Genomic DNA, 25587 nt, shown 5'->3' on the forward strand with positions numbered 1-25587 from the left:
TGGACGGGGAGGCCCGCAATCTCCTGGCGCGGCCTGGGCATTCAATCCATCGATCAATATGTATAAGAACATTACGATTCGGGCCAGCCTGACACTGGTCCTAGGTTTGCTTGGTGCACTTCTCGTCCTCGCCAGTGTGCTGGGCCTCTGGGCGCTCGGCTCCAGCAACGACTCCCTGAGCAAGATGGCCACGGAAGATACCCCCGCCCTGGCCGAACTCAAGGGAACCGGCGAGCAAATCCTCCGGACCCGTCTGTCGATGGCGACCTATGCGTCGTACGTCAGCCTCGGGGCCAATCCCGAAGAATCGGACAAAGTCCTCAAACGAGGCACTCAGTACATCGCCACTTCCGACGCCCTCTGGAACGATTATCTGAAACGTCCCAAAGAAGATGCGCACGAAGCGGAGTTGGCCAAGGCGGCCGACGAAAAGCGCAAGGCCTTTTTCGATAAGGTGATCACGCCCGCGCTCAACGCGCTCAAGCAAGGCGATGTCGCTGGCTTCCATCAGATTCAGGCACGCGTCGCCCCCGCCGCATACAACGGTGTCGATACGCTCATGCGCGAGCTTCAGGACATTCAGGTGGCGCGTCAGAAAGCGCGCTACGACGCCGCTCAGCAGCGCTACAACGTGATGCGCATCGCCATGGGCGCCACGCTCGTCATCGCACTGCTGCTTGCCCTGTGGGGCCGCGCCATGCTGGCGCGCGCCGTCCTGCGTCCGATTCGCGAGGTCATTGCGTACTTCGAGCGGATGGCCGCAGGGGACCTGAGCCAGCGCATCGAGCAACGTACGCGCAACGAGATGGGTCAGCTTTTCGGCGCACTCGGCCGCATGCGCGACGGATTGGCCAGCACGGTGGGCACGGTGCGCGAGAGTACCGAAGCCATTCACGGCAGCGCCCGTGAGATTGCCGACGGCAACGCCGATCTGTCGCGTCGTACGGAATCGCAGGCATCGTCGCTGGAGCAAACGGCCGCGAGCATGGAAGAACTGACCGCCGTCGTGAAGCAGAACGCCGAGAACGCTCGCGCCGCCAGCCAGTTGGCCGTGACGGCCTCGGAAACCGCTTCGCGCGGTGGCGACGTCGTTCAGGAAGTCGTAACGACCATGCGCGATATCGCCGAAGCGTCGCAAAAGGTCTCAGACATTCTCACCGTCATCGACGGTATCGCCTTTCAGACGAACATCCTGGCGCTGAACGCAGCCGTCGAAGCGGCACGTGCGGGCGAACAGGGCCGCGGCTTTGCCGTGGTCGCAGGCGAAGTGCGCACGCTGGCGCAGCGCAGCGCGTCGGCCGCCAAGGAGATCAAGGGACTGATCGAAGCGTCGGGCAATCGGGTGGAGGTCGGGACGCGTCTGGTCGAGCGTGCCGGTTCGACGATGGCGGAGGTCGTGCAGTCCGTCAAACGTGTGACCGACATCATGGGTGAGATCTCCGCCGCCAGCGTGGAGCAGTCGAGCGGTATCGAGCAGGTCAACATGGCCGTCACGCAGATGGACGAGATGACGCAGCAGAACGCGGCGCTCGTCGAAGAAGCCTCGGCCGCAGCGGCCGCGCTCGAAACGCAGGCCGCTCGCTTGCGCGAGTCGGTGGCGCTGTTCCGTCTGTCGTCGCACGAAGCCAGTCACGCGCAGACGCACAGCATGGGCGGCACGGCTACGGTCGGTACACCGGGCGCGCTGGCGCTCGCCGCCTGATCCCTCTCTTGTACCACCCCGCCCTGCCCGCCGTCGCTTCGGCGGGCTTGCGGCGGGGGATGCAAATGCGACAGCGACAAGCGCGCTGAGACCTCAGATACTGGCGCGCTGCTCGAAGCCTTTGAGCGGCGACTCTGCCACCCACGCCTTGTCGACGTCACACGACGACACCTGCGCCCCTCGCGGTCCCTCACGCATCCACTCACACAGCGCCAGCAACTGCGCAGCCTCGCCTTGCGCGATGGCTTCCACCGTACCGTCGCGACGATTTCGCACCCATCCCGTCAGACCGAGCCTGCGCGCCTCGTCCACGCACGCTGCGCGGTACCCCACGCCCTGCACCAGCCCGTGCACCACGATTTGCCACGTTGTCGTCATTGCGCCTCCTGCCGTCGCCGGTGCGTTCGATGGAAAAAGGGCCCGATAACTATCGAGCCCTGTCACTACGTTAGCACACCATCGGTAGACGTCTAATAGATGTCGCGGCGATAGCGTCCCTGTGCCGAGAGGTCCAGCAGTGCATCTGCGCCGACGGCCTCGGCCAGTGCAGCATCGACCGCAGGGGCCATGCCCGCGAGGCTGCCGCAGACGTAGATCGAAGCGCCGTCGGCCACCCATTTGGCAATCTCTTGCGCCGACTGGCGGACGTGATCCTGCACGTAGATCCGCTCCGCCTGATCGCGCGAATAGACGCGGTCCAGACGAGCAATACCGCCTTGCGCCTGCCACTCGCGCAACGTCGCGTCGTGGAAAGCATCGTGACTCGCCTGGCGCTCGCCAAAGATCAGCCAGTTGCGAACCTGTCCCTTCGCGATGCGCGCCGAGAGATGGGCGCGCAGCCCGGCCAGCCCGGTGCCGTTGCCAATCAGAATCATGCCTTGCGCGTCAGCCGGACCGTGGAAGCCCGGATTCGGACGCACGCGCATCGTCACACTTTCGCCTAGCGCCATGCCGTCCGTCAGCCAGCCCGAGCCCAGCCCCAGCGAGCCGTCGGGATTGCGCGTCTGGCGCACGAGCAGCATCAGCTTGCCCTCGTCCTGCGTCGATGCAATCGAATACTCACGCTCGGGCAACGGTGCCAGACGTTCAAGCCAATCTTGTAAGTCGATGCCAGCCGGGGGTGCGGCGTCGGGCAGCACACGCTCGCGCAACGCCTCACCCAGCAACGCCTCGCGCCCGGCTACGCTCACGCGGACATCCGACGCCCACACGCTGCCCGCGAGGAACGCGTCGATACGCGCGGCCGTATGGCGCGGCAGCACCTCGACCAGATCGCCCGCGACCCACTGCGCGCCCTGCGGCGGCGTGAACGCGAGATGGTAGGCAGGCAAGCCGGTGCTGCCCGGATTGAGCACTTCGCGCTCAGCAAGCGTCCAGGACGCGAAGCGCGGACCATCCTCAGCCTTCGTGGCAACCAGCGGACGACCGAGCCATTCGCCCAGACGTTCCTGCCAGCTTGCCCAGGCGCCCGGATCGCCACGGTCGACTTCAATCGGCTCGAACGCCGCCACACCGCCCTGCTCCCGCAGCCAGCCGTCAAGCTTGCGGCCGAAACCGCAGAAGGTGTCGTAATGACTATCGCCCAGCGAGAGCATGGCAAAGCGCAGCTTGGGCAGCGCCATCGCCTGATTCATCAGTTGCTGTGAGAAACGACGCGCGCTGTCGGGCGGCTCGCCGTCGCCGAACGTGCTGACGATGAACAACGCGCGTTTGGCCGCGCCGAGCTGCGCCTGTCCGATGCGCGCCAGCGGCTGAATCTGTGCGGGCACGCCCGCCCCCTGCAACATACCGGCCGTCTGCCAGGCAAGACCTTCGGCCACACCGCTCTGGCTTGCGTATCCGATCAGCACGCCTTCGTCGGCGAACGAACCGCCGCTCGACGGTGCCGTCACGCCATTCACACCCTTCGCGCCATTGACGCCATCGGCACCCTGCGCTGGGCGCGATGCCGCCAGTGCACGCTTCTTCTTGCGCCGGTCGAGATAGAGCATCCACCCCGTGACGAAGAACACCGGCATCATCAGGCTCGACAGCATCATGACGACGATGCCCACAGGCCCGAAGAAACTGCCTCGGTGCAGCGCGTAGATGCTCGTCATCAACTGGCCGCCGGTCGTCTTCTGCGCGTAACGCTCCTCGTTGCGAATCGTGCCGGACGCCGGTTCGACGTCCATGCGACTGAACGCACGCTCATGCGGCACGGACTTGTCGAGCCACGTCATTTGCAGCGGACCGCCCGGCTTCTGCGACGGGCGCAGATAGACCTTCGTGTAACCGGGCACGCGCGCGACGAAGCTGTCCCACACGGGGCTCATGTCGTCTGCGGAGGTCGACGCCAGATCGGGCAGCGCCTTCTTGCGCTCGCCCTTGGCATTCGCGTCGCCCTGCTTCGCCATCTTCGGCTTCTCGGGCTGCTTGTTGCGCACAGGCTGCTGGACGCCCGCCATCGAGAACAGCATGCCGCGCCACCAGTCGTACGACCAGTACAGCCCCGTCGTCGCCGACAAGAGATACGGCACCAGCACGACGGTGCCGATGACCGCGTGAAGATTCCACAGGAACGGACGTCCCTGCTTCTTGAAATCGATATGGAACCATGCGCGCCAGTTGCCGATCCGGCGCGGCCAGCGCAGATACAGACCGCTGAGCGCGAGCAGGAACAACAACAGCGTGGCTGCGCCCGTGATCTGCTTACCAATGCCGTCCACCGTCAGGAAACGGTGGATGTCCATGATGAAGCGGAAGACGACGTCGGCTTGCGAGCGGCCGAGCATCTGTCCGGTGTACGGGTCGACGAAATAGGTCTCGCCGCGCGTGCCGTCACCAATAGAGAGCCGTACACCGACGGCGTCCTCGGGATTGCGCGTCACCGTCATCAGCAAAATGCGCCGATCCGGCACGGCCTCATGCACCCGAGCAACCAGTTCGGAAACGGGTAGCGGGGCCGTGTCTCGCGCGGCCACGGTCATGACACCCGGGCTGAAGGCGCGGGTGAGTTCGTCGTCATAGGAAAGCAGTGCGCCGGTCAGGCCAACCACCGCCAGCACCAGACCGGCGGTAATGCCGAAGAACCAGTGCAGTTGAAACCACAGTCTTTTCATCATTGTTGTCGTCCGACGCACGTCCGTGCGCCGGTGGTGGCGCGTGCGTGGCAGGTGTGCCGTGCCGCAATCCCCGGATGGAGCACTATGCGGCAATTACCGAATGTTATTGCAAACGATTCTCATATTCAATACCTACTTACCTTTCTTCGTCTTGAGGATGTCGCCAAACGTCTGCACCGCCTTTTGTAGGCGTCATCTGACAGGAATTTCATACATCGGACGACGCCTTGTCGCTTTTTGAGCGGTTAGGATGAATACATCCCGCGCGGATATCCGCGCTCCCGCCCTTCAATACCGCCGCACGTCACGTCTCGTCTGCCCAATCCCTAGCCCTCCTGCTGGCCCTGGAACGACCTGTCGACCTGCGGCACGACAGCGACGGAGAGCCATGCAACCCACAACGCCTTCCCCGCCCGTCACGAGCGTGACGCCGACAGTCCCGTCGTCAGCAACATCTGCGACTGCATTCGCCGCCCATCCGCCCGATCAGCACGCCGTCAACATTGCCACGGTGGCATTCTTCTTCGATCTGGATGGCACGCTGGCACCGCTGGCGGCGCGTCCGGACGCGGTCAAACTGCCGCGCGACACCGCCCGTGTACTCGCTCGCCTGTTTGAGCGCACAAAAGGTGCAGTCGCCGTCGTGTCGGGGCGTGCCATCGACGACATCGACGGCCTGCTCGCCCCACTGCGTGTGCCCGCCGCCGGACTGCATGGTGCCGAGATTCGTCATGCAGACGGCAAGCTGGTGCGCGCCGAAGGCCACGCCGCCGACACCGAACGCGTCGCCGCAATGGCGGCCCCGCTGCAAGCGCTGGTCGCGCAGCATCCGGGGCTGTTGCTCGAGAACAAGGGTTGTGCGCTCGCGTTGCACTATCGCGGCGCCCCCGAACTGGCCGGTGTGGCGCGCGACACCATGCGTGCGCTGGCCGATCTGCACGCCGACAGGTTCTCGCTACAGCCGGGCAAGCTGGTATTCGAACTGCGCCCGCGCAACGTCAGCAAGGGCCGCGCCATTTCGACACTTCTGAACGAGGCCCCGTTTGCGGGTCGAACGCCGCTCTTTGCCGGTGACGACCTCACCGACGAGGCCGGTTTTGCGGACGTGAATGCACTGGGTGGCATCACGATCAAGATCGGGGACGGAGAGACTTGCGCGCACCACCGGCTGCCTTCGCCTGAGGCGCTCACTGCCTGGCTGCTCACGCTGCACGGCGACACCTCCCCGGCCCCGCCTCAACCCTCACAGGAGACAGACGTATGAGTCGCTTAGTCATCGTATCGAACCGGGTCGCGCCCATGACCGAGGGCAAACCCACTGCGGGTGGCCTGGCCATCGGCGTGTTCGATGCGCTCAAGGACACCGGGGGCATGTGGTTCGGCTGGAACGGCGAGATCGACGCGGCGCCCGCCACCGCCCCCGAGATCGCGCATCGCAACAACGTCACCTTCGCCACCGTGCCGCTCACCCGCCGCGACTACAACACGTACTACCGCGGCTTCTCCAATGCGACCCTGTGGCCGACGTTTCACTACCGCGACGACCTCACGCGTTATCAACGCGACGACTACAACGGCTATCGCCACGTCAATGCGCGCTTCGCCGCGCTGCTCGCGCCGCTGCTCAAGGACGACGATCTCATCTGGGTGCACGACTATCACCTACTGCCCTTCGCGCAGGCGTGCCGCCAGATCGGACTGCGGCAACGGCTGGGCTTCTTTCTTCACATTCCGTTCCCGTCGCCGCAAGTCCTGATGACGGTGCCGCCGCACGAAGCGCTGGTGCGCGCGATATGCGAATACGATCTGGTCGGCTTCCAGACCGAGACGGACCGCACCGCGTTCACCGACTATCTGGTCCGGCTCGCCGGAGCCACGCTGAACAGCGACGGCACGATCACCGCTTACGGTCGAACCTTGCGCACGGGCGTCTATCCGATCGGCGTGTATCCGGACGAGATCCAGAAACAGGCGACCGCACGCGCGACCGTCAAGCACATCCTCGATCTGAAGCAAGGGTTGCAAGAACGCAAGCTCATCATGAGCGTGGATCGTCTGGATTATTCGAAGGGGATGCTGGAACGCTTTCGCGCGTTCGAACGACTGCTGGAGCTATGGCCGAACCAGCAAGGGACGGTGAGCTTCGTCCAGGTCGCACCGCCAAGCCGCTCGGACGTGGCCGGTTATGGCGAAATCCGGCGTCAGTTGGAAACGCAGGCCGGTCATATCAACGGCCGATTCTCGGACCTGGCGTGGACGCCGCTGCGCTACATCAACAAGCGCTACGATCACGAAGTGCTGATGTCGTTCTTCCGCGCGTCGCAGGTGGGCTACGTCACGCCATTGCGTGACGGCATGAACCTCGTCGCCAAGGAATACGTCGCCTCGCAGGATCCGGCAGACCCCGGCGTGCTGGTGCTGTCGTGTTTTGCAGGGGCGGCGCAGGAGCTCGACGGCGCACTGATCGTGAATCCCTACGACATCGACGGCATGGCCGAAGCCCTGCGCTCGGCGCTGAACATGTCGCTGTCCGAGCGCCAGTCGCGTCACGAGAGCATGATGAGTACCTTGCGCGAGCACAACCTGTCGACGTGGCGCGACCGTTTCATCAACGATCTGCGCGCGCCGGTGGCCGCGACACCCGCCTTGTTGCGCTGCGCCCAACCCGCTGCGGCCTGACTGCCGGTCCTGCGCCGGACCGACACCTTCGGTCCGACGATCCGACGATCCGACGACAACGCAGGACAGCCGTGGACGACGCCCTCAGGAGGCATGCCATGCGCCAACGGAGCCACACCTCTGACCCTGCCGACACCCCGTGCGTCGAAGTCGAGACGGACGGGCCGGTAACGCTCATCACACTTGCCCGTCCGACCCGTCGCAACGCCGTCGACCGCCACATGGCGGCAGCGTTGCGCGATGCGCTCCTCGCCTTCGAACAGGACGAGAGCGCGCGCGTCGCGGTGCTTTGCGGCAAAGGGGCGTCATTCTGTGCCGGTGCGGATCTATCCGCCTTCGACGACCCCGAACTTCGCAACGACGTCACGCCTGACGGTAGTGGCGACGGCCCGATGGGCCTCACTCGTCGTCATCTGGACAAGCCCGTCATTGCGGCCGTCACCGGTCATGCCGTGGCGGGTGGACTGGAGCTGGCGTTATGGTGCGACCTGCGCGTCGCGGACGACTCCGCTACGTTCGGCGTCTTCTGCCGACGCTTCGGGGTGCCGCTGATCGATGGGGGAACGGTCCGCCTGCCGCGTCTGATCGGCATGAGCCGGGCACTCGACATGATCCTGACCGGCCGCGCAGTGGGCGCGCAGGAGGCATTCGAGATCGGGCTGGTGAACCGGCTGGTGCCGGAGGGCATGGCGTGTCAGGGTGCGCTTGCGTTGGCGCATCAGCTCGCCGAATTACCGCAAGGCGCACTGCGCGCCGACCGCCGGGCGGCCTACGCGCAGTGGGATCTGCCGCTGGACGCAGCCCTGCGTCAGGAGGGGGCTGCCGGACACGAGGTCGTGTTCTCAGAAGGCGTCGCGGGTGCCCGTGCTTTTCTGGCCGGGGCTGGCAGGCATGGTGCGCCACGCGAGACGCCTTAACACCTGCCCCTTATGGCCCTGTAACCCCGGCGTCAGAAGTAAAGCAACGGGACGCTTCGAGCCTTATCGGGCCGGTGCAGGCAGCGGCGGCAGTTGCGCCAGACGCTTGCTCAGGCCGTCTGCAATTTCCTTCTGATTGGCCTGCTTCGCAAAGTCGATGGCCGTCATCTTCAACTGGTTCGCGATGCGCACGTCTGCCCCACCGTCGAGCAACACCTTGCACGTGCTGATGTGGCCGCCGCGCGCCGCCATCATGAGCGGCGTCGTGCCGTTCGGCGATTCCGCATCGACATAAGCCGACGCGTCGAGCAGCATTTGCACGATGTCGTCATGACCGTTCGTCGCCGCGTAGTGCAACGGTGCCCAGCCCTTCTTGTTGACTTCAGCGTCCTTGTCGATCAGGAGCTTCACCATCGGCGTGAGACCCTGCAGCGACGCGATCATCATGGCGTTCTCGCCCGCACGATTCGTGGCATCCAGATCGGTACGCTTGTCTTCGATGAGCAATTTGGCCACGCCAACGGACTTCTCGCGCATCGCGATCACCAGCAGCGGATCGCCCTTCTCGTCGCGCGTATTCGGATCGACACCGGCCTTAAGCGCCTGTTGCACGGCCTTGGTGTCGTCGAACACGACAGCCTTGACCAGCGACGTATTGGAGGTCGCGGCCGTAGCACACGCCGTCAGCCACAACACGCTCAACAGCGTGAAGACGTGGATCACTGAAAATTTACGCATCGGGGGCTCCTGTCGGTCGTCCGGGAAGTTCGATTAAAGGCGTCGGCTGAAAGCGTCGGCTAAAACGTCGGTTCGAAAGCTACGCGTGATGCGAGTTCAATGCTTCGCCGTAGCGAAGAGGCGGAAGAAGTTCTCGCTTGTCGCCTCGGCAATCTTCTGCAACGGCTCGCCGCGCAAATCCGCGATGAATTCCGCCACATGGCGCACATAGCCCGGCTGATTGAGCTTGCCGCGATATGGCACCGGCGCGAGATAGGGCGAATCCGTTTCGATTAGCATGCGATCGAGTGGCACGCGACGCGCAACGTCCTGCAAATCGCGCGCGCTCTTGAACGTGACGATGCCCGAGAACGAGATGTAGAAGTTCTGATCGAGCGCACCCTTCGCGACATCCCAGCTCTCGGTGAAGCAATGCATCACGCCTGCAGGCTCGCCTGCCTCTTCTTCCCGCATGAGGCGCAACGTGTCGTCTGCGGCCGAGCGGGTGTGAATGATCAGCGGCTTGCCGGTCGCGCGTGCGGCACGGATGTGCGTACGAAACCGCTCGCGCTGCCATTCCATGTCTTCGATGCTGCGACCTTCGAGCCGGTAGTAGTCGAGGCCGGTTTCCCCGATGGCGACGACCTTCGGCGTGGCCGCGAGGCGTACGAGATCGTCGACGCTCGGCTCGGGGGTGTCCTCATAGTCGGGATGTACGCCCACGGAGGCGTAGACATTCTCGTGCTGCGCCGCGATCTCCAGCACCTGCGGCAACGTCGGTAGATCGACGGAGACACACAGCGCATGACTGACCTTGTTCTCGCGCATACGGGCGAGCAGGTCGGGCATCTGCTCGGCCAGCTCCGGGAAATTGATATGACAGTGCGAATCGATGAACATGATGTGCGATCGGTTGCCGGTGAATTGCATCAAAGCGATGCGGGTCCACCGAACAACTGTTTGTATTGCAGGAAAAGCGCCTCGAGCAGCACACGCGTGTTGAGCGGGTGATTCTGCACCTGACGCTGTTGCGCCAGTTCGCGCAGGAAGCCAAGCAGACGGACGTCGTCGGTCGCATCGCCGCAGCGGCGCAACGCCTGTGCCTGCGCCGGGAAGAAACGGACGGCACCGGCCATGCGCTCGGCGAGTACGTCGAAACACCAGCGTTGCAACGTCTCCAGAATGCCCGGCAAGCTGCCCTTGTGCAGTTGTTCCGCGCAGGCGAAAGCGTCGATAGCGCCGCCTTGCGCGAGCTGTCCCAGCAGCCAGTCGCGCCAGCCACGCTCGTCGGGCTCGGCCAGTGCGCGCGCGGCTAGCGGGGCACCGCCAGCTTCCGCAAGCACGGCCGCGGCGGTGGTTGCATTAAGGCCAGCCTCGCCCATCAGCCATTGCGTGGCCTGCGCGTCGTCGGGACGCGTGAGCACCAGTCGACGGCAGCGCGACAGAATCGTCGGCAGCAGGCGGTCGGGTTGCGTCGTCACCAGCAGGAAGACGACGCCTTCAGGCGGCTCTTCCAGCGTCTTGAGCAAGGCGTTCGCCGCGTGCACGTTGAGCGACTCGGCCGGATACAGCAACACGACACGGCGCCCCTGACGATGCGAACCCAGGCTCGCAAAGTCGATGACCTCGCGCACCTGCTCGATCTTGATTTCCTTACTCGGCGTTTTCGTCTTCTTCTCGCCGTCGGCCTCTGCCCGCGCGTCTGCGCCGGGCAGCGTCTCTGCCAGCGCTTCGGGGCAAATCACGCGGAAGTCCGGATGATTGCCGCTCGCAAACCACTGGCATGCGCCGCAAGTACCGCACGGAAGATGATCGGCACGCGGCGATTCACACAGCAGGCCCTGCGCGAACGTTCGCGCAAGCGCCACTTCGCCAATGCCCGGCACCGCCTGCAACAGCAGGGCGTGCGGCATCTGAGTGCGCAGGTCGTTAAGGCGTGTCCAGTCCCCTGACTGCCACGGATACAGCATGTGGGCTCCTTGGCCGGATGTTGCAGATGTTGCAGATGTTGCGAATGCTGCATGGGCGCATCGACCGAATCTCCCGTATCGATGGGAGATCGCGGGAAATCGTGACGTGCCCAACGTCAGCCGTCGACGTGGATATCCGAATTATGCGCGCACCGGGGAAAACCGGATGAAGTCCGTCCCTTCCCGCAGGCGCCTTAGTGCCCCGGCAATCCCAGCCGTGCGAATACGTCGGCGAGTTGTCCGGCAATGGCGTCGATGCTCTGCGCTGCGTCGATCAGCACGATACGCCCGCCCGACTCCTCGGCACGACGCAGATACTCTTCGCGCACCCGGGTGAAAAATGCGGCCGACTCGCGTTCGAACTTATCGGGCGCGCGGGCACCGGCGAGTCGCGCGGCAGCAATCGCCGGATCGAGATCAAACAAAATCGTCAGATCGGGCTGGCGCGTGCCCTGCACCCAGCGCTCAAGAATCGACAGCTTGTCGCGCGACAGGCCACGCCCGCCGCCCTGATACGCAAACGTCGCATCGGTAAAACGATCTGAGACGACCCAGTCACCGCGTGCGAGCGCGGGCTCGATCACCTTCACCAAATGTTCGCGGCGGCCCGCAAACATCAGGAGCGCTTCGGTTTCGATATCCATCGGCTCGTCGAGCACGAGCTTGCGCAGCGCTTCGCCCAGCGGCGTCCCCCCCGGCTCGCGCGTCGCCACCACGTCACGGCCAACGGTGGCGAGGCCCTGACGCAGGGCGTCGACAAAGGCGTTCACGTGCGTACTCTTGCCCGCACCGTCAATGCCCTCGAAAGTCACGAACTTGCCCGGCACCACGGCCGGTGCGTCCGGGGAATGCGTCATTGCTCACCTCGTTGATATTTGTCCACGGCGCGATTGTGCTCTTGAAGATTGGTCGAGAAGTGGCTCGTACCGTCGCCGCGCGCCACGAAATACAGGGCGTCGGTCGGCGCAGGGTTGAGCGACGCCGCTAGCGATGCCACGCCCGGCAGCGCAATCGGCGTCGGCGGCAGGCCGGCGCGCGTGTATGTGTTGTACGGCGTATCCGTTTGCAGGTCGCGCTTGCGCAGACGTCCCGTGTACAGATCGCCCATGCCGTAGATCACCGTCGGGTCGGTCTGTAGCAGCATGCGCTTGCGCAGCCGGTTGACGAACACCGCTGCCACTTGCCCGCGCTCCACGGCCTGCCCCGTCTCCTTCTCGACGAGAGAGGCCATGATAAGCGCCTCATACGGCGTGGCGTAAGGCAAGCCCGGTGCGCGAGACGCCCAGGCCTCGTCCAGACGCTTCTGCATCAGGCGATAAGCGCGCTTGTAAATATCGACATCGCTGGTGCCTTTCGGAAAAAGGTACGTGTCGGGGAAGAACATGCCCTCGGCCTCCGCGCGATCTGCGCCCACGAGTTGCATCAGGTCGGCGTCGGGCAGCCCGGCCGTGTCGTGACGCAACGCCGGGTTGGCATCGATCTCGGAACGCATCTTCTTGAAGGTCCAGCCCTCGATGATCGTCACCACGTATTGGTTGACGTCGCCGCGCGCGAGCTTGTCCATGACCTCCATGGGCGTAATACCGGTCGCGAACTCGTAGTTGCCCGACTTGAGCTTGGTGCCCACGTCCATCACGCGGGCGAGCAGATTGAATAGCAGCGGATGTACCGGCACGCCGCCCGTGCGCAACTGCGTGGCGACGCTGCGAACCGAGCTGTAAGGCTTGATCGTGACGTCCAGCGTCGGCTTGCCCAATTGCAGCGGCGCTTGTGCCCAATAATAGAAAGCGCCGCCGGCCGCCAGTGCCGCGACAATCAACAGGACAAACAGACGTTTGATGAAGTACATGAATTGCAGGATAAGTCGCGCGATGACGACAGCGGGTTCGGGGGACTCGTCTGCCGGGCGCGCGTGGCGGCAACGGTGTCGGGTCGCGCATTTTGCGCGTCGAACCGGGCTCGCACGTCCTGGCGGAAGACCCAATATAATACTTTGACTTGCCGAACCCTCACAGATTGACAGGCACTTTCGTTTATGACCTCCACATGGCGTGATCTTCTGCCGCAAGCGGCAGCCGCTTCTCTTTCCGATATTTCGTCCGATGCACGCGCCGCACAGTTCGATGCGTTGCGCTCGGGCAGCTTCGTCGCCCTGGCGAGCGACACCGGCCTCATCGCCGTGAACGGTGCCGACGCGGCCGCGTTCCTGCACGGTCAGTTGACCAGCGACGTCGAACGTCTCTCGCCCGTGCAGGCACGTCTGGCGGGCTATTGCTCAGCCAAGGGACGCCTGCTTGCGACCTTCCTGATGTGGCGCGACACGTCGTCCGACGCCACGATCTATCTCGCCAGCGACGCCACCGTGCAGGCCGCCGTCCAGAAACGTCTGTCGATGTTCGTGCTGCGCGCGAAGGCAAAACTGACCGACGGCACCGCCACGCATGTCCTGCTGCAAGTCGGTGGCCCGGCCGTTGAGGCCGTGCTGTCGCGGACGTTTGCGTCACTGCCCGCCGCCGCGCTGGCAGCCGTACACGCCACGATGGGCGACGCCCCCGGCAACGGCACCAGCCTGATACGCCTGCCGGACGCCGGTACGGCCCGCTCGCTTTCGCGCTTCCTTTGGAGCGTCCCGGTCGCGCACGCCGCCGAAACCTGGAACTCGCTTGTCGGCGCGGACGGCGTCGTCGCCGTCGACCCGACGCTTGCGACCTGGCTCGACGTGCAAAGCGGCGTGGCCCGTGTCACTACGGCTACGCAAGAGCAGTTCGTGCCGCAGATGATCAACTGGGAAGTCGTTGGCGGCGTGAACTTCCGCAAGGGGTGCTACCCGGGGCAGGAAGTCGTCGCGCGCAGCCAGTATCGCGGCACGATCAAGCGTCGCCTCCATCTGGCCCATGTTGACGGCGTGCTGCCAGCACCGGGACAGGAACTGGTCGAGACGAGCGATCCCGAGCAGCCCTGCGGCATGGTCGTGCAAGCTGCACCGGCACCGAATGGCGGTTATGACGTCCTTGTCGAGCTGAAACTCACCGCGCGCGAAGCCGACGATGTCCGCCTTGGTACGGTCGACGGCCCGGCGCTGGCGTTCGGTGAGCTGCCCTACGAGATCTTCGATCCGACGGAAGCGCCTGCATCATCGGCGTCGTCGGCCGCTGCATCCTGAGTTGGCGCACGACCAGCGCCGATGGACTGTTACGTCTACTACCGCGTCTCGACAACGCAGACCGACGCTGCCCGCGAGGCGGTCGCCCGGCTCTTTGCACTGACGGCCGGGCGCTTCGGCGTTTCCGGCTGCATTCAATGGCGTGCCGACGTCTCAGCCAATGACGTCGCCAAGGGCGGCACGACCTGGATGGAGCGATACGACGACGTCGATGCCGCCTTCGTCGAGGCGCTACCGCAGTTGGCCGTCGAGTCCGGTCTGGCGTCGTTGCTCGAAGGCGAACGCCACATCGAATGTTTCGTCGATATCCCGACGCCCGTCCCCCCATGTGCCTGATCGTCTTCTCCTGGCAGCCCGATGCCGCCACGCCGCTGGTCGTTCTTGCCAACCGTGACGAGTTCTTCGAACGCGCCGCCGAGCCGCTGCATTGGTGGTCCGATCGTCCCGATGTGCTTGCCGGGCGCGATCTGCGCGGCGGCGGAACGTGGATGGGTGTCAATCGTGCAGGACGTTTCGCCGCCCTGACCAACTTCCGCGATGGCCGGGCACCGATGACGCCGAAGGACTCACCGTCGCGCGGGCTGCTCGTGTCCGCCATGCTCGACGCGACCGCATTCGACGACGATCTGGCGCGCGTCGAGAGGCATGCCCACGAATACGCAGGCTTCAATCTTCTCGCGGGCGATTTGCCAGCGGGTAAGTTGTATTGGTTGGGGAATCGGGAGACGCGCGCGGGAGGCCAAGCGTCACTTCCGGTAGCCCACGCGATCGCACCTGGCTTTCACGGGCTATCGAACGCGTTACTGGACACGCCGTGGCCCAAGCTGGTGAGTCGAAGTAATGCGCTGCGCGTCGCGCTGGAAAGCGGCGCCGACGACATCGCTCTCATGGAAGTCATGCGAGATGCCGCCGAAGCCGCCGACGAATCACTGCCGGAAACCGGCGTAACACGGGACTGGGAGAAAAAACTCTCCGCGGCGTTCATCGCTTCGCCCGCCTACGGAACGCGTTGCACGACGTTGCTGCGTTATCGCCGCGATGGCGTCATCGAAGTGACCGAGTCGACCGTCTCGCCGTCGCAACCTGCGAGCGAATTGCGCGATCTGCAGCACTACCGGTTCGACGTCAACCACGCCTGATCGAAGGTGACCCGACGGAGTCACCGGGTCAACAGCATTGGCCATCCGGCCACTCCGCCAGAGACTTACACCAGTCGCACGATCTGCTTTCCGAAGTTCTCGCCCTTGAGTAATCCGAGGAATGCGGCGGGTGCGCTCTCAATGCCCTGCGTCATCGACTCGCGGTAACGCAGCTCACCGGCGGAGATCGCTTCGGTCAGTTCCTTGAGCGCCTGCGGCCAGATGTCCAGGTGTTCCATGATGATGAAGCCTTCGAGCTTCACACGTTGCGTGAGCAACAGCGACGGATACTTCATCGGAATCGGCTCGCCGTTGTACCCCGCGATCATGCCGCACAGTGCGATGCGCGAATGCGCGTTGAGGTTGCGCATCACGGCGTCGAACACCTCGCCACCCACGTTCTCGAAGTATCCGTCGATGCCGTCGGGTGCCGCGCCACGCAATGCTTCGTAGACGTTGCCCGCCTTGTAATCGACGCATGCGTCGAAGCCGAGCGTCTCCACGACGTACGCACACTTCTGCTCGCCACCGGCGATGCCGATCACACGGCATCCTGCGCGCTTGGCCAACTGCCCCACAACGCTACCCACCGCACCGGACGCCGCACTCACCACGACCGTCTCGCCCGCCTTCGGCGCAATGATCCGGTTCAGACCGTACCAGGCCGTCACCCCCGGCATACCGGCGGCACCCAGATAGGAGCTCATCGGCACACTCGCGTCGTGAAGACGTCGCAGATTGCTGCCGTCCGAAATGCCGTACTCTTGCCAGCCGAACATAGCCGTCACGGCATCCCCCGGTTGCCAGTCCGGATTTCGCGACTCGATCACCTCGCCCACGGTCGCACCGATCATCACCGTATCGAGCGGCTGCGGCGGTGCATACGACTTGGCGTCGCTCATCCGGCCACGCATGTAAGGATCGAGGGAAAGGTAGAAATTGCGCACTAGCACCTGCCCGTCGCCCAGCTCTGGTAGCTCGGGGGCGGCAAGGTGGAAGTTATCGAGCGTGGCTTCTCCCGTCGGGCGGGAGACCAGCAAAATCTGGCGATTGATCGTCATGAGACTTCCTCCGCATGTGTGACATGCATGAATTACGTAACTGCATTACGTGAGCGAGTGACCTGACCGCGCGATTGGGTTGCGTCGCCGAACATCAATCACCACTCGGCTCGCCCGGCCGACGTTGCTCGTGTACTTCACGTCCGACGGCCAAACGACGCAGATACTTGAACGTGCCCATCGCCTTAGCGACGAGCTTGCCGTTAGCATCGCGCACCTCACCTTCGCAATAAGCCATGGTCGTCGAGCGATGCAGCAATCGGCCGAACGCACGCATTTCCCCCGAACCGGGCTGCATGAAGCTCGTCTTCATTTCGATCGTCACAACACCGGTACCTTCCGGTGCGACGCTACGGCTTGCGGTACTCAGCGCGACATCGAGCAGCGCCATCGTGACGCCGCCGTGCATCACCTCCCAGCTATTGAGATGCTTGGCCGACAAGTCCAGACGCAACTCCGACTCGCCGTTCTCGGCGCGCAACAACTCGACGCCCAGATGGTCGATAAATCCCGAACGAATCGTCAGCCCACTCATCGGGAACTCCAGCTGCATTGGCCTTCACGGTAAAACTTGTCCATCGTCCTGTCTTCAACTAACGACGTCGCCCATGCGGCGCGACGTCTGATTTTCATCGGTAATCCTACGACCGCGCCGAAGCGCGTCCACCCGCGTCCACCCGCGTCTACTCGCGCCCACTCACGTCTACTCACGTGACACGCCTGCGGCTGCCAATGCCGCCCATGCCGCGGCCAACGAACCGTTCAGGTCGATGGCGCGGCACGCGTGTTCGATCACACACGCATCGAAACCTGCTGCTTTAGCGTCGAGCGCGCTCCAAGCGACGCAGAAATCCGTCGCGAGTCCCACGCAATGCACGCGCCTGACGCCTTTCTCGCGCAAATAGCCCGCGAGGCCCGTCGGCGTCTTGCGGTCGGCTTCCAAAAACGCCGAGTAGCTGTCGACGCTCGTCTGATAGCCCTTGCGCACCACCGCCTGCGCATGCGGAATATGCAAATCCGAATGTAGCGCAGCGCCCTGCGTGTTCTGAACACAATGCGCGGGCCACAACACCTGCTCGCCGTACGGCAACGTGATCGTCTCGAACGGTTGACGTCCGGGATGATTGTCGGCAAACGACACGTGTGCCGCCGGATGCCAGTCCTGCGTGATCACCACATGAGAGAACTGACTCGCCAGCGCGTTGATCGCCGGGACCACCTCGTCCCCATGGGGAACCGCCAGCGCGCCGCCCGGCATGAAATCGTTCTGCACGTCGATCACGAGCAGCACTTCGTCCATTGGCTTCATGTCACGTCCCTCCCCTTAGCCGTTGAAACGCTTCCCGGCTTCGGCCAGTTCGACCAATCGCGCGGCGGGTACCCAGTCCTCACCGTGCTCGCCACTTTCGAAAGTCTTCACACGCGCGAGCACCTTGTCGAGTCCGACCGTATCGGCATAGAGCATCGGGCCGCCGCGCCACAGCGGGAAGCCGTAACCGTTCAGATACACCATGTCGATGTCCGACGCGCGTGCTGCCGTTCCGTCGGCCAGCACTCTGGCGCCTTCGTTCACCAGCGCGTACACGAGGCGATCGACAATCTCGTCGTCCGAAAAGACGCGCGGCGTAATGCCGTTCGTCTTGCGATAGTCGTCGAGCATTTGTGCAACTTTGGCCGACTCGCGCGGCGTACGGTCGCCCTCGGCATAGTCATACCAGCCAGCATGTGTCTTCTGCCCATAACGCCCGGCTTCGCAAAGTACGTCGGCAATCTTCGGATACACGATCCCCGGTTGCTCAGCGTGACGGCGTTTGCGAATCGCCCAACTGACATCGTTACCCGCCAGATCGCTCGTCCGGAACGGCCCCATCGCGAAGCCGAAACGTTCGATGGCGGCGTCCACCTGTGCAGGCGTCGCGCCTTGCTCCACCATCCACTGCGATTGCTTGAAATACGGTTCGAGCATGCGGTTGCCGATGAAGCCGTCGCACACGCGCGCCACCACAGCCAGCTTGCCGATGCGCCTCGCGAGCTTCATGACCGTAGCCAGCACATCCTTGCCCGTATGCGCGCCGCGCACGACTTCGAGCAGACGCATGACGTTCGCCGGGCTAAAGAAATGCATGCCGATGACATCCGCCGCACGCGAAGTGGTTTCCGCCAGCGCATCGAGATTCAGCGTCGAGGTGTTCGATGCCAGGATCGCGCCGGACTTGGCGACTTTGTCCAACTCGCGGAAAACGACCTGCTTGATCGCCATGTCTTCGAAAACCGCTTCGACGATCAGATCGGCGTCGCCCACCGATGCGAAATCAGTACTGCCGTGAATGCGTGCCAGCCGCTTTTCCGCCTCGTCGGCCGACAGCTTGCCGCGCGTGACGGCCCGAGCGTAGTTGCTGCGCATGGCCTCGATGCCGCGCGCCAACGAGGCTTCGGTCGTATCCACCAACGCGACGGGAATCCCCGCGTTGGCAAACGTCATCGCGATGCCACCGCCCATCGTTCCCGCGCCGATGACAGCCACGCGTTCAATGCTGCGCACCGGCGTATCGTCGGGCACGTCCGCAATCTTGGCAGCCGCGCGCTCACCGAGAAACGCATGACGCAGCGCCTTCGATTCCGGCGAACTCACCAGTGCGACAAAACACTCGCGCTCGAATTTGACGCCCTCGTCGAACGGACGCAGCAACGCCGCTTCGACTGCCGCCACACACTTATGCGGTGCCGGGAAATGCGGCTGCTCGCGCTGCACCTTGTCTCGCGCGGCGTCGATGGCCGATTGCGCCGAGCCGTCTGCGTCTTCGATGGCGACGTCGCGCAATCGCGGCAGTGCGTTCCCGGCGTCGGCGATATCACTCGCGAACGCGATGGCGCCAGCGAGCAAATCGTCGTGATTGCCCTCGAAAACATCGGCAAAAAGCGTACCGACGAGCGTTTCGGACTTCACGACGCGCCCCGTCACGACCATGTCGAGCGCACGTGCGACGCCGATGGCACGCGGCAGGCGTTGTGTGCCGCCTGCCCCCGGGAGCAAGCCCAGCTTCACTTCCGGCAAGGCAATTTGCGCGCCCGGCAATGCCACGCGGTAGTGGCAGGCGAGCGCCAGTTCCAGACCGCCGCCCATAGCGACCGCATGCACCGCCGCGACGACCGGTTTGGTGCACGCATCGAGCGCATTGATCACGTCGATGAGCAGCGGACTCTGCGTGGCTTTCGGCGTATTGAACTCACGGATATCGGCTCCGCCGGAGAACGCTTTGCCACCGCCGATCAGCACAATGGCACGTACCTGTGCGTCCGACTGGGCTTGCGTCAGTCCTTGCGCAATGCCAGCACGCGTTGCATGACCCAGACCGTTGACCGGGGGATTCTCCAGCGTGATGACGGCCACGCCGTCACGAACCTCATAAGCCGTGCTCATCCTTGTCTCTTTCCTAATATTGTTAGTGTCGTTTGGGGGTGCCGCGATCCCGCAAGCTGCGGCAAGACGATCGTTCGATTCTAGCGCAGCGCTACACCTCAAGCCATTCGCGACGGATCTCGTGCGCGGCGGCAAGCGCCTCCGGCGTGCCCTCGAAGACCAGCGCTCCGCGCCCCATGACGGCAACGCGCTGCGCACAACTCAGCGCGAGCGAGAGCTTCTGTTCGATCAACAAAATGGCGACGCCCGTCGCTCGCAGATCCGTGAGAATCCGGCCAATGCGCGCTACCACGCGCGGCGCGAGTCCCTCGGTCGGTTCGTCGACGATCATCAAATCCGGCCCGGCCATCATGGCCCGGCACAGGGAAAGCAATTGCTGCTCGCCGCCCGATAGCGAAGCCGCCGGTGCGTCGCGACGCGGCGCCAGCTCTTCAAATCGCTCAAAGGCCTGCGCAACGGTCATTGTCCGGTCGGAGGCACCCGCACCAGTCCGTTGCTTCACGGCACGCTGGCCAAGCTGCAAATTCTGGAGCACGGTCAGCGGCCCAAAGACATCGCGCGTCTCCGGCACGTAACCGATGCCCAGTCTGGCGATCTGATGTGACGCCGATGCGGTCAGCGATTGCCCGTGCCAGCGGATTTCTCCCTCGCGGGCCACCTGCCCCATGATGGCGCGAGCGAGCGTGGAGCGCCCCGCCCCGTTGCGCCCAAGCACCGCGACGATCTCGCCCGGGGCGACCCGCATCGTCACGCCGTGCAACACGCGGCTGCCTCCATAACCGGCTCTGACGTCGATTAACTCAAGCATCGCGGCCCTCGCTCGTTGCCTCGACGTCGAATCTGTCCGCGAATTCGCCGAGATACGCCATCCGCACATCGGGATGCGTACGAATCCGGTCCGGCGTATCGCACGCGATCACCGCACCACGCGCCAGCACCGCGATTCGGTCGGCAAGTGAGAACACGACATGCATGTCGTGTTCGATCATAAGCAGCGAGCGCCCCCGGCTCAGCTCGGCGATCAGAGACACCATGCGCACGGACTCCGACTGACTCATACCGGCGGTCGGCTCGTCGAGCAACATCACGCCGCCCGCCGATGCCGCGCACAACCCGACCTCCAGCACGCGCTGCTCCGCGTAGCTCAACGCCCCCGCAGGCACATCGCGCCGGGCTTCCAGTCCAAGACGTTCGAGCCATGCTTCGCTGCGACGAGTCACATCGCCCAGACCGCGCATGCGCCGCCAGAATGTATAACGATGGCCGCTCGACCAAAGACCGGCACACCGCAAATGGTCGATCACGCTCATCTGGCCAAACAATTGCGACGTCTGAAAGCTGCGCGATAACCCGAGCCTGCTGATGACATGCGGCGGGCGGCCCGTCACATCGCGATCGTGCATCAGCACTCGCCCACTATCGGGACGCGTTCTCCCCGTGATGACATCGAACAGCGTGCTTTTTCCTGCGCCATTCGGGCCGATGATGGCAAGTCGCTCACCGGGCGAGAGCGTCAGATCGACACCACTCAGCACCTGTGTTCGGCCGAACGCTTTACCGATCCCCCGAATGCTCAGCGCCTGTGCCTGGGTCGTCGCCGGATCCGCGCGCGTGACGAATGGGCTCATCTCAGGATCTCCGCTGTCACCGCGACGTCGCCGACCTTGCGGCGCAAGCGACGCCCTGCAAACATCAGGATGAACCCGCCTGCAAGACCCGCAACGACCACGAGCATCCACGCGCCCACGCCTAATCGATGGCTCAGGTCGCTGGTCGACACCCCATCGACGGCAAGGCGCGCGTCATAGATCATCTCGATGATCGTGACGCCAGCGGACAGTGTCAGCACGACACCCACACACACGGCTGCGTAGGGCTTCCAAAGCTTGCGAAGCGCACCGTCACGCCATGCCTGCCAATGCGCCGCCAGCAGGCCCGCAATGCCACCCGGCGCGAACACCACGACGACCAGAAATCCCAGGCCCAGATAGAGTTGCCACGCTCGGGTCATCGTGGCGAGCACGACCGTCGCAAACACACCAACGACAGCCCCCAACATTGGCCCGGCGAAATACGACACCCCGCCCAGCACCGTGAAGACGAGCACAACGCCCGAGCGTTCCAGACTGAATGTATCGGCGCTCACCAGTTCGAAATTCATCGCACCCAATGCACCGGCCACGCCTGCGAACGCTGCTGCAAGGATCTGCATGCGGTATCGCACAGCGGCGGGCGACTGGCCAAGGAATGCCACGCGCACCGGGTTGTCGCGCACGGCACGCGCCAGAAATCCCAGCGGCGTGCGCGTCACGCCAAACATCAAGCCCGCAGAGATGAACAACCAGAAAGCGACCAGCCCATAGACTTCGCGTTGCGTCGCGAACGTCACCCCGAACCATGCAGCACCCAGCGTGCGGTCGGTGGGAATGCCGCGCTCGCCGCCGAACCACTCCGGCAGCATCGCGGCCATCACCCAGACAAGCTCAGCGACACCGAGCGTGATCATGGCGAATGTCATCCCGGCGCGACGCGTCGTGACATACCCGAGCGTGGCGCCCGCTACGCCCCCGGCCAGCGCCCCCGCGAACGGCACGAGCGCCATCGACACCGGCAACCCCTGAATGCCGATGCGATTCATGCACCACACACCGGCATACGCGCCGATGCCCGCGTAAGTCGCATGACAAAAGCTGAGCAGGCCCGTCGAGCCAAGCAGCAGATTGAATGAGAGTGCAAGAATCGCGGCCGTCCCCATTTGCGTCATCAGGGTCAGCGCCGCGTCGGACGGGAAACACCACGGGGCCACACACAGGATGGCGGCAAAGGCACCCCACACGGCCACCCGGCAACGCCACGACGCAGGACTCGCGTGCGGCGCATGCGGCGTGTTCACGATCACCTCGTCCATCACCCCTCCCTCACGCCGAATAGCCCGCGCGGCCGCCACAACAGCACCGCAACCATGAGCAGATAGGGGACGGCCGGTGCCAGTTGCGCAACGCTCAGATGCGATAAGGGCGAAAGGAACGACAGGGGTGAGACAGCGTCACCGGCACCGCCGTGCGACCACCATTGATCGAGTGTCGCGTCGCTCGTCACCGCCCAGGTTTGCAGCAACCCGATCAGCAACGACGCGACGAACGCGCCACCCAACGAACCGAGCCCACCGACGACCACGACGACGAACACCACACTGCCGACCGTCGCGGCCATGCCCGGCTCCGTCACCAGCACATTGCCGCCTGCCGCACCGGCAAGGGCGGCCAGCGCCGCACCGCACGCGAACACCCCTGTATAGAGAGACGGCACGTCGTATCCAAGCGCCTGTGTCATCGCTGGCTGCGAGAGCGCCGCCTGCAGGATCAGTCCGGCGCGTGTCGCACGAAAAGCCACCCAGACGAGCAGCGCAATCGCGCAGGCAAGGCCCATCAAAAACAGGCGATAGGCGGGCACGGCAATCCCGCCCACGTGAACGAGAACGCCTTCGAAGGCTGCTGGCACGCCGTAGTCGACCGGCCCTCGCCCCCATGCAAGCTGCACCAGCTCAACCACGATATAGGCCAGCCCGAATGTGGCGAGCAATTCCGCCAAAGCACCGCGCACACGCAGACGTCGCAGGACGACGCGCTCGAACACGGCGCCCGCGACGCCGACTACCAGCGGCGCGACGATCAGCACCGCCCAGAAACCGACCACGCCCGATAACGCATAAGCAAAGTACGCGCCGAGCATATAGAAGCTGGCATGCGCGAAGTTCAGCACGCCGAGCATGCTGAAAATCAGCGTGAGTCCGCTGGACAGCATGAACAGCAGCAAGCCGTAGCTCACACCGTTCACCAGTACGAGGCCGGTGGTGTCACTCAGCAGATGCACTGCGTCTCCTTCGGGAAGCCAATGAAAGACGCGGCGCAAGCTCCGCATCGGGGGAAATTCAGGGTGACATTATAGAGGGGACGTGCAGTCGAAATGGCCCTGGATCGCCCGAAAAACGGCGTCAATGCTGGATTTCGGACGACGAGCACCGCTGAGTCGGAAGATTCCGATCCGGTCTGCGGGGCACGCCGCCCTCACTCCGGAAATGTCACGTCGCCGCCTCGTAATCGCGGAATTTCTCCCGCAACTTGAGCTTGAGCATCTTGCCTGTCGCCGTATGCGGAATCTCGTCGACGAAGACCACGTCGTCCGGAATCCACCATTTCACGACGCGCCCCTGATAGAACGCCAGCACGTCCTCACGGCTGAGCGTCGAGCCGGGCTTGCGCACGACCACCAGCAACGGTCGCTCCTCCCATTTGGGGTGACGAATCGCGATGCACGCGGCTTCGTGAATCTCCGGATGCGCCATGGCGACGTTTTCGACGTCGATGGAACTGATCCACTCGCCGCCGGACTTGATGACGTCCTTGCTGCGGTCCGTGATCTGCACGTAGCCTTCCGGGTCGATGGTAGCCACGTCGCCGGTCGGGAACCAGCCGTCGATCAGTGGCGAAGTGTCGGCGCGGAAATAGCGATCAAGCACCCAGGGCCCACGCGCGTGGAGATCACCAAACGCCTTGCCGTCCCACGGCAACTCGTCGCCGTCGGGCCCCACGATCTTCAGATCGACACCATATATAGCCGTCCCCTGCTTCTCCAGAATGTGCTGCTGTTCCGGCTCAGGCAGGTCGCGATGATGCTTGCGAAGGTGGCACAACGTACCGAGCGGCGACATTTCGCTCATGCCCCACGCATGAATGACGCGAACGCCGTAATCCTTTTCGAACGATTGCAGCATGGCGGGCGGGCAAGCCGAACCGCCGATAACCGTTCGTTCCAGCGTGGAAAAACGGGCCCCAATCGATTTCACGTACGTCAGCAACCCGAGCCAGACGGTTGGCACCCCCGCCGAGAACGTCACGCCCTCGGCTTCGAAAAGTTCGTAGAGCGATTTGCCATCGAGATCCTTGCCGGGGAACACGAGCTTCGCGCCGGTGAGCGCGCTGGAGTATGGCAGTCCCCACGCGTTCACATGGAACATCGGGACGACGGGCAGCACGGCGTCGCGCGCAGACATGCTCATGGCATCGGGCAGCGACGCCCCGAACGCATGCAGCACCGTCGAGCGATGGCTGTACAGCACGCCTTTCGGATTGCCCGTGGTGCCCGACGTGTAGCAAAGCCCGGATGCCGTGTTCTCGTCCATCGACGGCCACGCGAAGTCACCGTCCTCGGCGGCAATCAGGTCTTCATAACAAAGCAACGGCAAATTCGACGCAGGCATGTGTGCCGCATCGGTCATCGCGATCCAGCCCTGCACGCCCGGGCACAGCGGCGCGATCGCTTCGACCAGCGGCAGGAAGTTGATGTCGAACGCAACGTAGCGGTCTTCGGCATGCCCCACGATGTAGGCGATCTGCTCTGGGAACAGTCGGGGATTGACGGTGTGCACCACGCTGCCCATGCCGGAGACGGCGTAGTACAGCTCAAGGTGCCGGTAACCGTTCCATGCCAGCGTACCCACGCGCTCGCCGTCGCTCACGCCCAGACGGCGCAGGGCCTGAGCCAGTTGACGCGCGCGCTGCTCGGCGTCGCGCCAGGTATAGCGATGGATATCGCCCTCGACACGGCGCGACACGATCTCGGTGTCGCCGTGGTGGCGGGCAGCATGCGTGAGCAGCGAGGAAATCAGGAGCGGCGCGGCCATCATCTGACCGAGGAGCGGTGTTGCCATACGT

At 64.1% G+C, this 25587-nt stretch carries 23 protein-coding genes; 7 read left to right on the forward strand and 16 right to left on the reverse strand.

Features of this window, described 5'->3' with window-relative positions; translation table 11 throughout:
• Positions 1 to 58 precede the first annotated feature (58 nt).
• Positions 59 to 1702 (forward strand): methyl-accepting chemotaxis protein, encoded by a 1644-nt coding sequence (locus ACIQWO_RS06435; RefSeq protein ID WP_402820741.1) that lies wholly within the window; start codon positions 59 to 61, stop codon positions 1700 to 1702.
• A 93-nt stretch (positions 1703 to 1795) separates the two neighbouring features.
• Here the strand turns inward: ACIQWO_RS06435 and ACIQWO_RS06440 are convergent, their stop codons facing one another.
• Together ACIQWO_RS06440 and ACIQWO_RS06445 are read right to left on the reverse strand one after the other, a co-directional pair.
• The gene (locus ACIQWO_RS06440) at positions 1796 to 2080 is read right to left on the reverse strand and encodes an acylphosphatase (protein ID WP_402820744.1); all 285 of its coding nucleotides are present in this window, start codon (positions 2078 to 2080) and stop codon (positions 1796 to 1798) included.
• 92 nt (positions 2081 to 2172) lie between these two features.
• Positions 2173 to 4806 carry a PepSY domain-containing protein gene (locus ACIQWO_RS06445; RefSeq protein WP_402820747.1) on the reverse strand — a complete coding sequence of 878 codons (2634 nt, stop codon included), beginning with the start codon at positions 4804 to 4806 and terminating at the stop codon, positions 2173 to 2175.
• 388 nt (positions 4807 to 5194) lie between these two features.
• On the opposite strand from ACIQWO_RS06445, the gene otsB reads away from it, so the two are divergent.
• The 3 genes from otsB to ACIQWO_RS06460 all read left to right on the forward strand — a co-directional run bounded on the left by otsB (position 5195) and on the right by ACIQWO_RS06460 (position 8402).
• On the forward strand, positions 5195 to 6070 hold the full coding sequence (gene otsB, locus ACIQWO_RS06450; RefSeq protein WP_402820750.1) for a trehalose-phosphatase: 876 nt from the start codon (positions 5195 to 5197) through the stop codon (positions 6068 to 6070).
• Positions 6067 to 7485: an alpha,alpha-trehalose-phosphate synthase (UDP-forming) gene (otsA, locus tag ACIQWO_RS06455; protein WP_402820753.1), complete on the forward strand. Its 1419-nt coding sequence runs from the start codon at positions 6067 to 6069 to the stop codon at positions 7483 to 7485. The genes otsB and otsA overlap by 4 nt, the downstream gene beginning before the upstream one ends.
• Positions 7486 to 7583: 98 nt before the next feature.
• Positions 7584 to 8402: a crotonase/enoyl-CoA hydratase family protein gene (locus tag ACIQWO_RS06460; protein WP_402820756.1), complete on the forward strand. Its 819-nt coding sequence runs from the start codon at positions 7584 to 7586 to the stop codon at positions 8400 to 8402.
• 63 nt (positions 8403 to 8465) lie between these two features.
• On the opposite strand, the gene ACIQWO_RS06465 is transcribed toward ACIQWO_RS06460, so the two are convergent.
• From ACIQWO_RS06465 to mltG, 5 genes are all read right to left on the reverse strand, one after another.
• A complete protein-coding gene (locus tag ACIQWO_RS06465; RefSeq protein ID WP_402820759.1) occupies positions 8466 to 9140 on the reverse strand; it encodes an ankyrin repeat domain-containing protein in 675 nt (224 codons plus the stop codon).
• Between the two features lie 96 nt (positions 9141 to 9236).
• Positions 9237 to 10019: a TatD family hydrolase gene (locus ACIQWO_RS06470; RefSeq protein ID WP_402820762.1), complete on the reverse strand. Its 783-nt coding sequence runs from the start codon at positions 10017 to 10019 to the stop codon at positions 9237 to 9239.
• Positions 10020 to 10048: 29 nt separating this feature from the next.
• Positions 10049 to 11089, reverse strand: a complete 1041-nt coding sequence (gene holB, locus ACIQWO_RS06475) for a DNA polymerase III subunit delta' (RefSeq protein ID WP_402820765.1) — start codon at positions 11087 to 11089, stop codon at positions 10049 to 10051.
• 194 nt (positions 11090 to 11283) lie between these two features.
• Positions 11284 to 11919, reverse strand: a complete 636-nt coding sequence (tmk, locus tag ACIQWO_RS06480) for a dTMP kinase (RefSeq protein ID WP_402821871.1) — start codon at positions 11917 to 11919, stop codon at positions 11284 to 11286.
• A gap of 23 nt (positions 11920 to 11942) precedes the next feature.
• The gene (gene mltG, locus ACIQWO_RS06485) at positions 11943 to 12938 is read right to left on the reverse strand and encodes an endolytic transglycosylase MltG (RefSeq protein WP_150574370.1); all 996 of its coding nucleotides are present in this window, start codon (positions 12936 to 12938) and stop codon (positions 11943 to 11945) included.
• A gap of 186 nt (positions 12939 to 13124) precedes the next feature.
• Here mltG and ACIQWO_RS06490 point away from each other — a divergent pair, with 186 nt between their 5' ends.
• The 3 genes from ACIQWO_RS06490 to ACIQWO_RS06500 are packed head-to-tail and all read left to right on the forward strand — an operon-like array spanning position 13125 to position 15391.
• The gene (locus ACIQWO_RS06490; protein WP_402820768.1) at positions 13125 to 14252 is read left to right on the forward strand and encodes a YgfZ/GcvT domain-containing protein; all 1128 of its coding nucleotides are present in this window, start codon (positions 13125 to 13127) and stop codon (positions 14250 to 14252) included.
• A 21-nt stretch (positions 14253 to 14273) separates the two neighbouring features.
• Positions 14274 to 14588, forward strand: coding sequence for a DUF4936 family protein (locus ACIQWO_RS06495; protein ID WP_402820771.1), 315 nt, complete (start codon positions 14274 to 14276; stop codon positions 14586 to 14588).
• Positions 14579 to 15391 carry an NRDE family protein gene (locus tag ACIQWO_RS06500; RefSeq protein WP_402820773.1) on the forward strand — a complete coding sequence of 271 codons (813 nt, stop codon included), beginning with the start codon at positions 14579 to 14581 and terminating at the stop codon, positions 15389 to 15391. The genes ACIQWO_RS06495 and ACIQWO_RS06500 overlap by 10 nt, the downstream gene beginning before the upstream one ends.
• A gap of 65 nt (positions 15392 to 15456) precedes the next feature.
• Here ACIQWO_RS06500 and ACIQWO_RS06505 read toward each other — a convergent pair whose 3' ends face one another.
• The 9 genes from ACIQWO_RS06505 to ACIQWO_RS06545 all read right to left on the reverse strand — a co-directional run bounded on the left by ACIQWO_RS06505 (position 15457) and on the right by ACIQWO_RS06545 (position 25583).
• Positions 15457 to 16452: an NADP-dependent oxidoreductase gene (locus ACIQWO_RS06505; protein ID WP_402820776.1), complete on the reverse strand. Its 996-nt coding sequence runs from the start codon at positions 16450 to 16452 to the stop codon at positions 15457 to 15459.
• A 94-nt stretch (positions 16453 to 16546) separates the two neighbouring features.
• Positions 16547 to 16987 carry a PaaI family thioesterase gene (locus ACIQWO_RS06510; protein WP_402820779.1) on the reverse strand — a complete coding sequence of 147 codons (441 nt, stop codon included), beginning with the start codon at positions 16985 to 16987 and terminating at the stop codon, positions 16547 to 16549.
• A 168-nt stretch (positions 16988 to 17155) separates the two neighbouring features.
• Positions 17156 to 17761 carry a bifunctional nicotinamidase/pyrazinamidase gene (pncA, locus tag ACIQWO_RS06515; protein WP_402820781.1) on the reverse strand — a complete coding sequence of 202 codons (606 nt, stop codon included), beginning with the start codon at positions 17759 to 17761 and terminating at the stop codon, positions 17156 to 17158.
• A gap of 15 nt (positions 17762 to 17776) precedes the next feature.
• Positions 17777 to 19873, reverse strand: a complete 2097-nt coding sequence (locus tag ACIQWO_RS06520; protein WP_402820784.1) for a 3-hydroxyacyl-CoA dehydrogenase NAD-binding domain-containing protein — start codon at positions 19871 to 19873, stop codon at positions 17777 to 17779.
• A gap of 91 nt (positions 19874 to 19964) precedes the next feature.
• Positions 19965 to 20681: an ABC transporter ATP-binding protein gene (locus ACIQWO_RS06525; RefSeq protein WP_402820787.1), complete on the reverse strand. Its 717-nt coding sequence runs from the start codon at positions 20679 to 20681 to the stop codon at positions 19965 to 19967.
• Entirely contained in the window at positions 20674 to 21501 is an 828-nt protein-coding gene (locus ACIQWO_RS06530; protein WP_402820790.1) for an ABC transporter ATP-binding protein, read from the reverse strand. The genes ACIQWO_RS06525 and ACIQWO_RS06530 overlap by 8 nt, the downstream gene beginning before the upstream one ends.
• On the reverse strand, positions 21498 to 22781 hold the full coding sequence (locus ACIQWO_RS06535; protein ID WP_402820793.1) for a branched-chain amino acid ABC transporter permease: 1284 nt from the start codon (positions 22779 to 22781) through the stop codon (positions 21498 to 21500). The genes ACIQWO_RS06530 and ACIQWO_RS06535 overlap by 4 nt, the downstream gene beginning before the upstream one ends.
• Positions 22781 to 23677: a branched-chain amino acid ABC transporter permease gene (locus ACIQWO_RS06540; RefSeq protein ID WP_402821874.1), complete on the reverse strand. Its 897-nt coding sequence runs from the start codon at positions 23675 to 23677 to the stop codon at positions 22781 to 22783. Before ACIQWO_RS06540 ends, ACIQWO_RS06535 begins: the two co-directional genes overlap by 1 nt.
• A gap of 277 nt (positions 23678 to 23954) precedes the next feature.
• Positions 23955 to 25583: a 3-(methylthio)propionyl-CoA ligase gene (locus tag ACIQWO_RS06545; protein ID WP_402820796.1), complete on the reverse strand. Its 1629-nt coding sequence runs from the start codon at positions 25581 to 25583 to the stop codon at positions 23955 to 23957.
• Positions 25584 to 25587 lie beyond the last annotated feature (4 nt).

Source organism: Pandoraea sp. NPDC090278 (assembly GCF_044772185.1).
In the GTDB taxonomy this organism is placed as follows: Bacteria; Pseudomonadota; Gammaproteobacteria; order Burkholderiales; family Burkholderiaceae; genus Pandoraea.

Bases quoted from the DNA above. Each gene is read 5' to 3' on its own strand.
- ACIQWO_RS06435 (WP_402820741.1), top strand. From the start codon at position 59: ATGTATAAGAACATTACGATTCGGGCCAGCCTGACACTGGTCCTAGGT.
- ACIQWO_RS06440 (WP_402820744.1), bottom strand. From the start codon at position 2,080: ATGACGACAACGTGGCAAATCGTGGTGCACGGGCTGGTGCAGGGCGTG.
- ACIQWO_RS06445 (WP_402820747.1), bottom strand. From the start codon at position 4,806: ATGATGAAAAGACTGTGGTTTCAACTGCACTGGTTCTTCGGCATTACC.
- otsB (WP_402820750.1), top strand. From the start codon at position 5,195: ATGCAACCCACAACGCCTTCCCCGCCCGTCACGAGCGTGACGCCGACA.
- otsA (WP_402820753.1), top strand. From the start codon at position 6,067: ATGAGTCGCTTAGTCATCGTATCGAACCGGGTCGCGCCCATGACCGAG.
- ACIQWO_RS06460 (WP_402820756.1), top strand. From the start codon at position 7,584: ATGCGCCAACGGAGCCACACCTCTGACCCTGCCGACACCCCGTGCGTC.
- ACIQWO_RS06465 (WP_402820759.1), bottom strand. From the start codon at position 9,140: ATGCGTAAATTTTCAGTGATCCACGTCTTCACGCTGTTGAGCGTGTTG.
- ACIQWO_RS06470 (WP_402820762.1), bottom strand. From the start codon at position 10,019: ATGTTCATCGATTCGCACTGTCATATCAATTTCCCGGAGCTGGCCGAG.
- holB (WP_402820765.1), bottom strand. From the start codon at position 11,089: ATGCTGTATCCGTGGCAGTCAGGGGACTGGACACGCCTTAACGACCTG.
- mltG (WP_150574370.1), bottom strand. From the start codon at position 12,938: ATGTACTTCATCAAACGTCTGTTTGTCCTGTTGATTGTCGCGGCACTG.
- ACIQWO_RS06490 (WP_402820768.1), top strand. From the start codon at position 13,125: ATGACCTCCACATGGCGTGATCTTCTGCCGCAAGCGGCAGCCGCTTCT.
- ACIQWO_RS06495 (WP_402820771.1), top strand. From the start codon at position 14,274: ATGGACTGTTACGTCTACTACCGCGTCTCGACAACGCAGACCGACGCT.
- ACIQWO_RS06500 (WP_402820773.1), top strand. From the start codon at position 14,579: ATGTGCCTGATCGTCTTCTCCTGGCAGCCCGATGCCGCCACGCCGCTG.
- ACIQWO_RS06505 (WP_402820776.1), bottom strand. From the start codon at position 16,452: ATGACGATCAATCGCCAGATTTTGCTGGTCTCCCGCCCGACGGGAGAA.
- ACIQWO_RS06510 (WP_402820779.1), bottom strand. From the start codon at position 16,987: ATGAGTGGGCTGACGATTCGTTCGGGATTTATCGACCATCTGGGCGTC.
- pncA (WP_402820781.1), bottom strand. From the start codon at position 17,761: ATGAAGCCAATGGACGAAGTGCTGCTCGTGATCGACGTGCAGAACGAT.
- ACIQWO_RS06520 (WP_402820784.1), bottom strand. From the start codon at position 19,873: ATGAGCACGGCTTATGAGGTTCGTGACGGCGTGGCCGTCATCACGCTG.
- ACIQWO_RS06525 (WP_402820787.1), bottom strand. From the start codon at position 20,681: ATGCTTGAGTTAATCGACGTCAGAGCCGGTTATGGAGGCAGCCGCGTG.
- ACIQWO_RS06530 (WP_402820790.1), bottom strand. From the start codon at position 21,501: ATGAGCCCATTCGTCACGCGCGCGGATCCGGCGACGACCCAGGCACAG.
- ACIQWO_RS06535 (WP_402820793.1), bottom strand. From the start codon at position 22,781: ATGGACGAGGTGATCGTGAACACGCCGCATGCGCCGCACGCGAGTCCT.
- ACIQWO_RS06540 (WP_402821874.1), bottom strand. From the start codon at position 23,677: ATGCTGTCCAGCGGACTCACGCTGATTTTCAGCATGCTCGGCGTGCTG.
- ACIQWO_RS06545 (WP_402820796.1), bottom strand. From the start codon at position 25,583: ATGGCAACACCGCTCCTCGGTCAGATGATGGCCGCGCCGCTCCTGATT.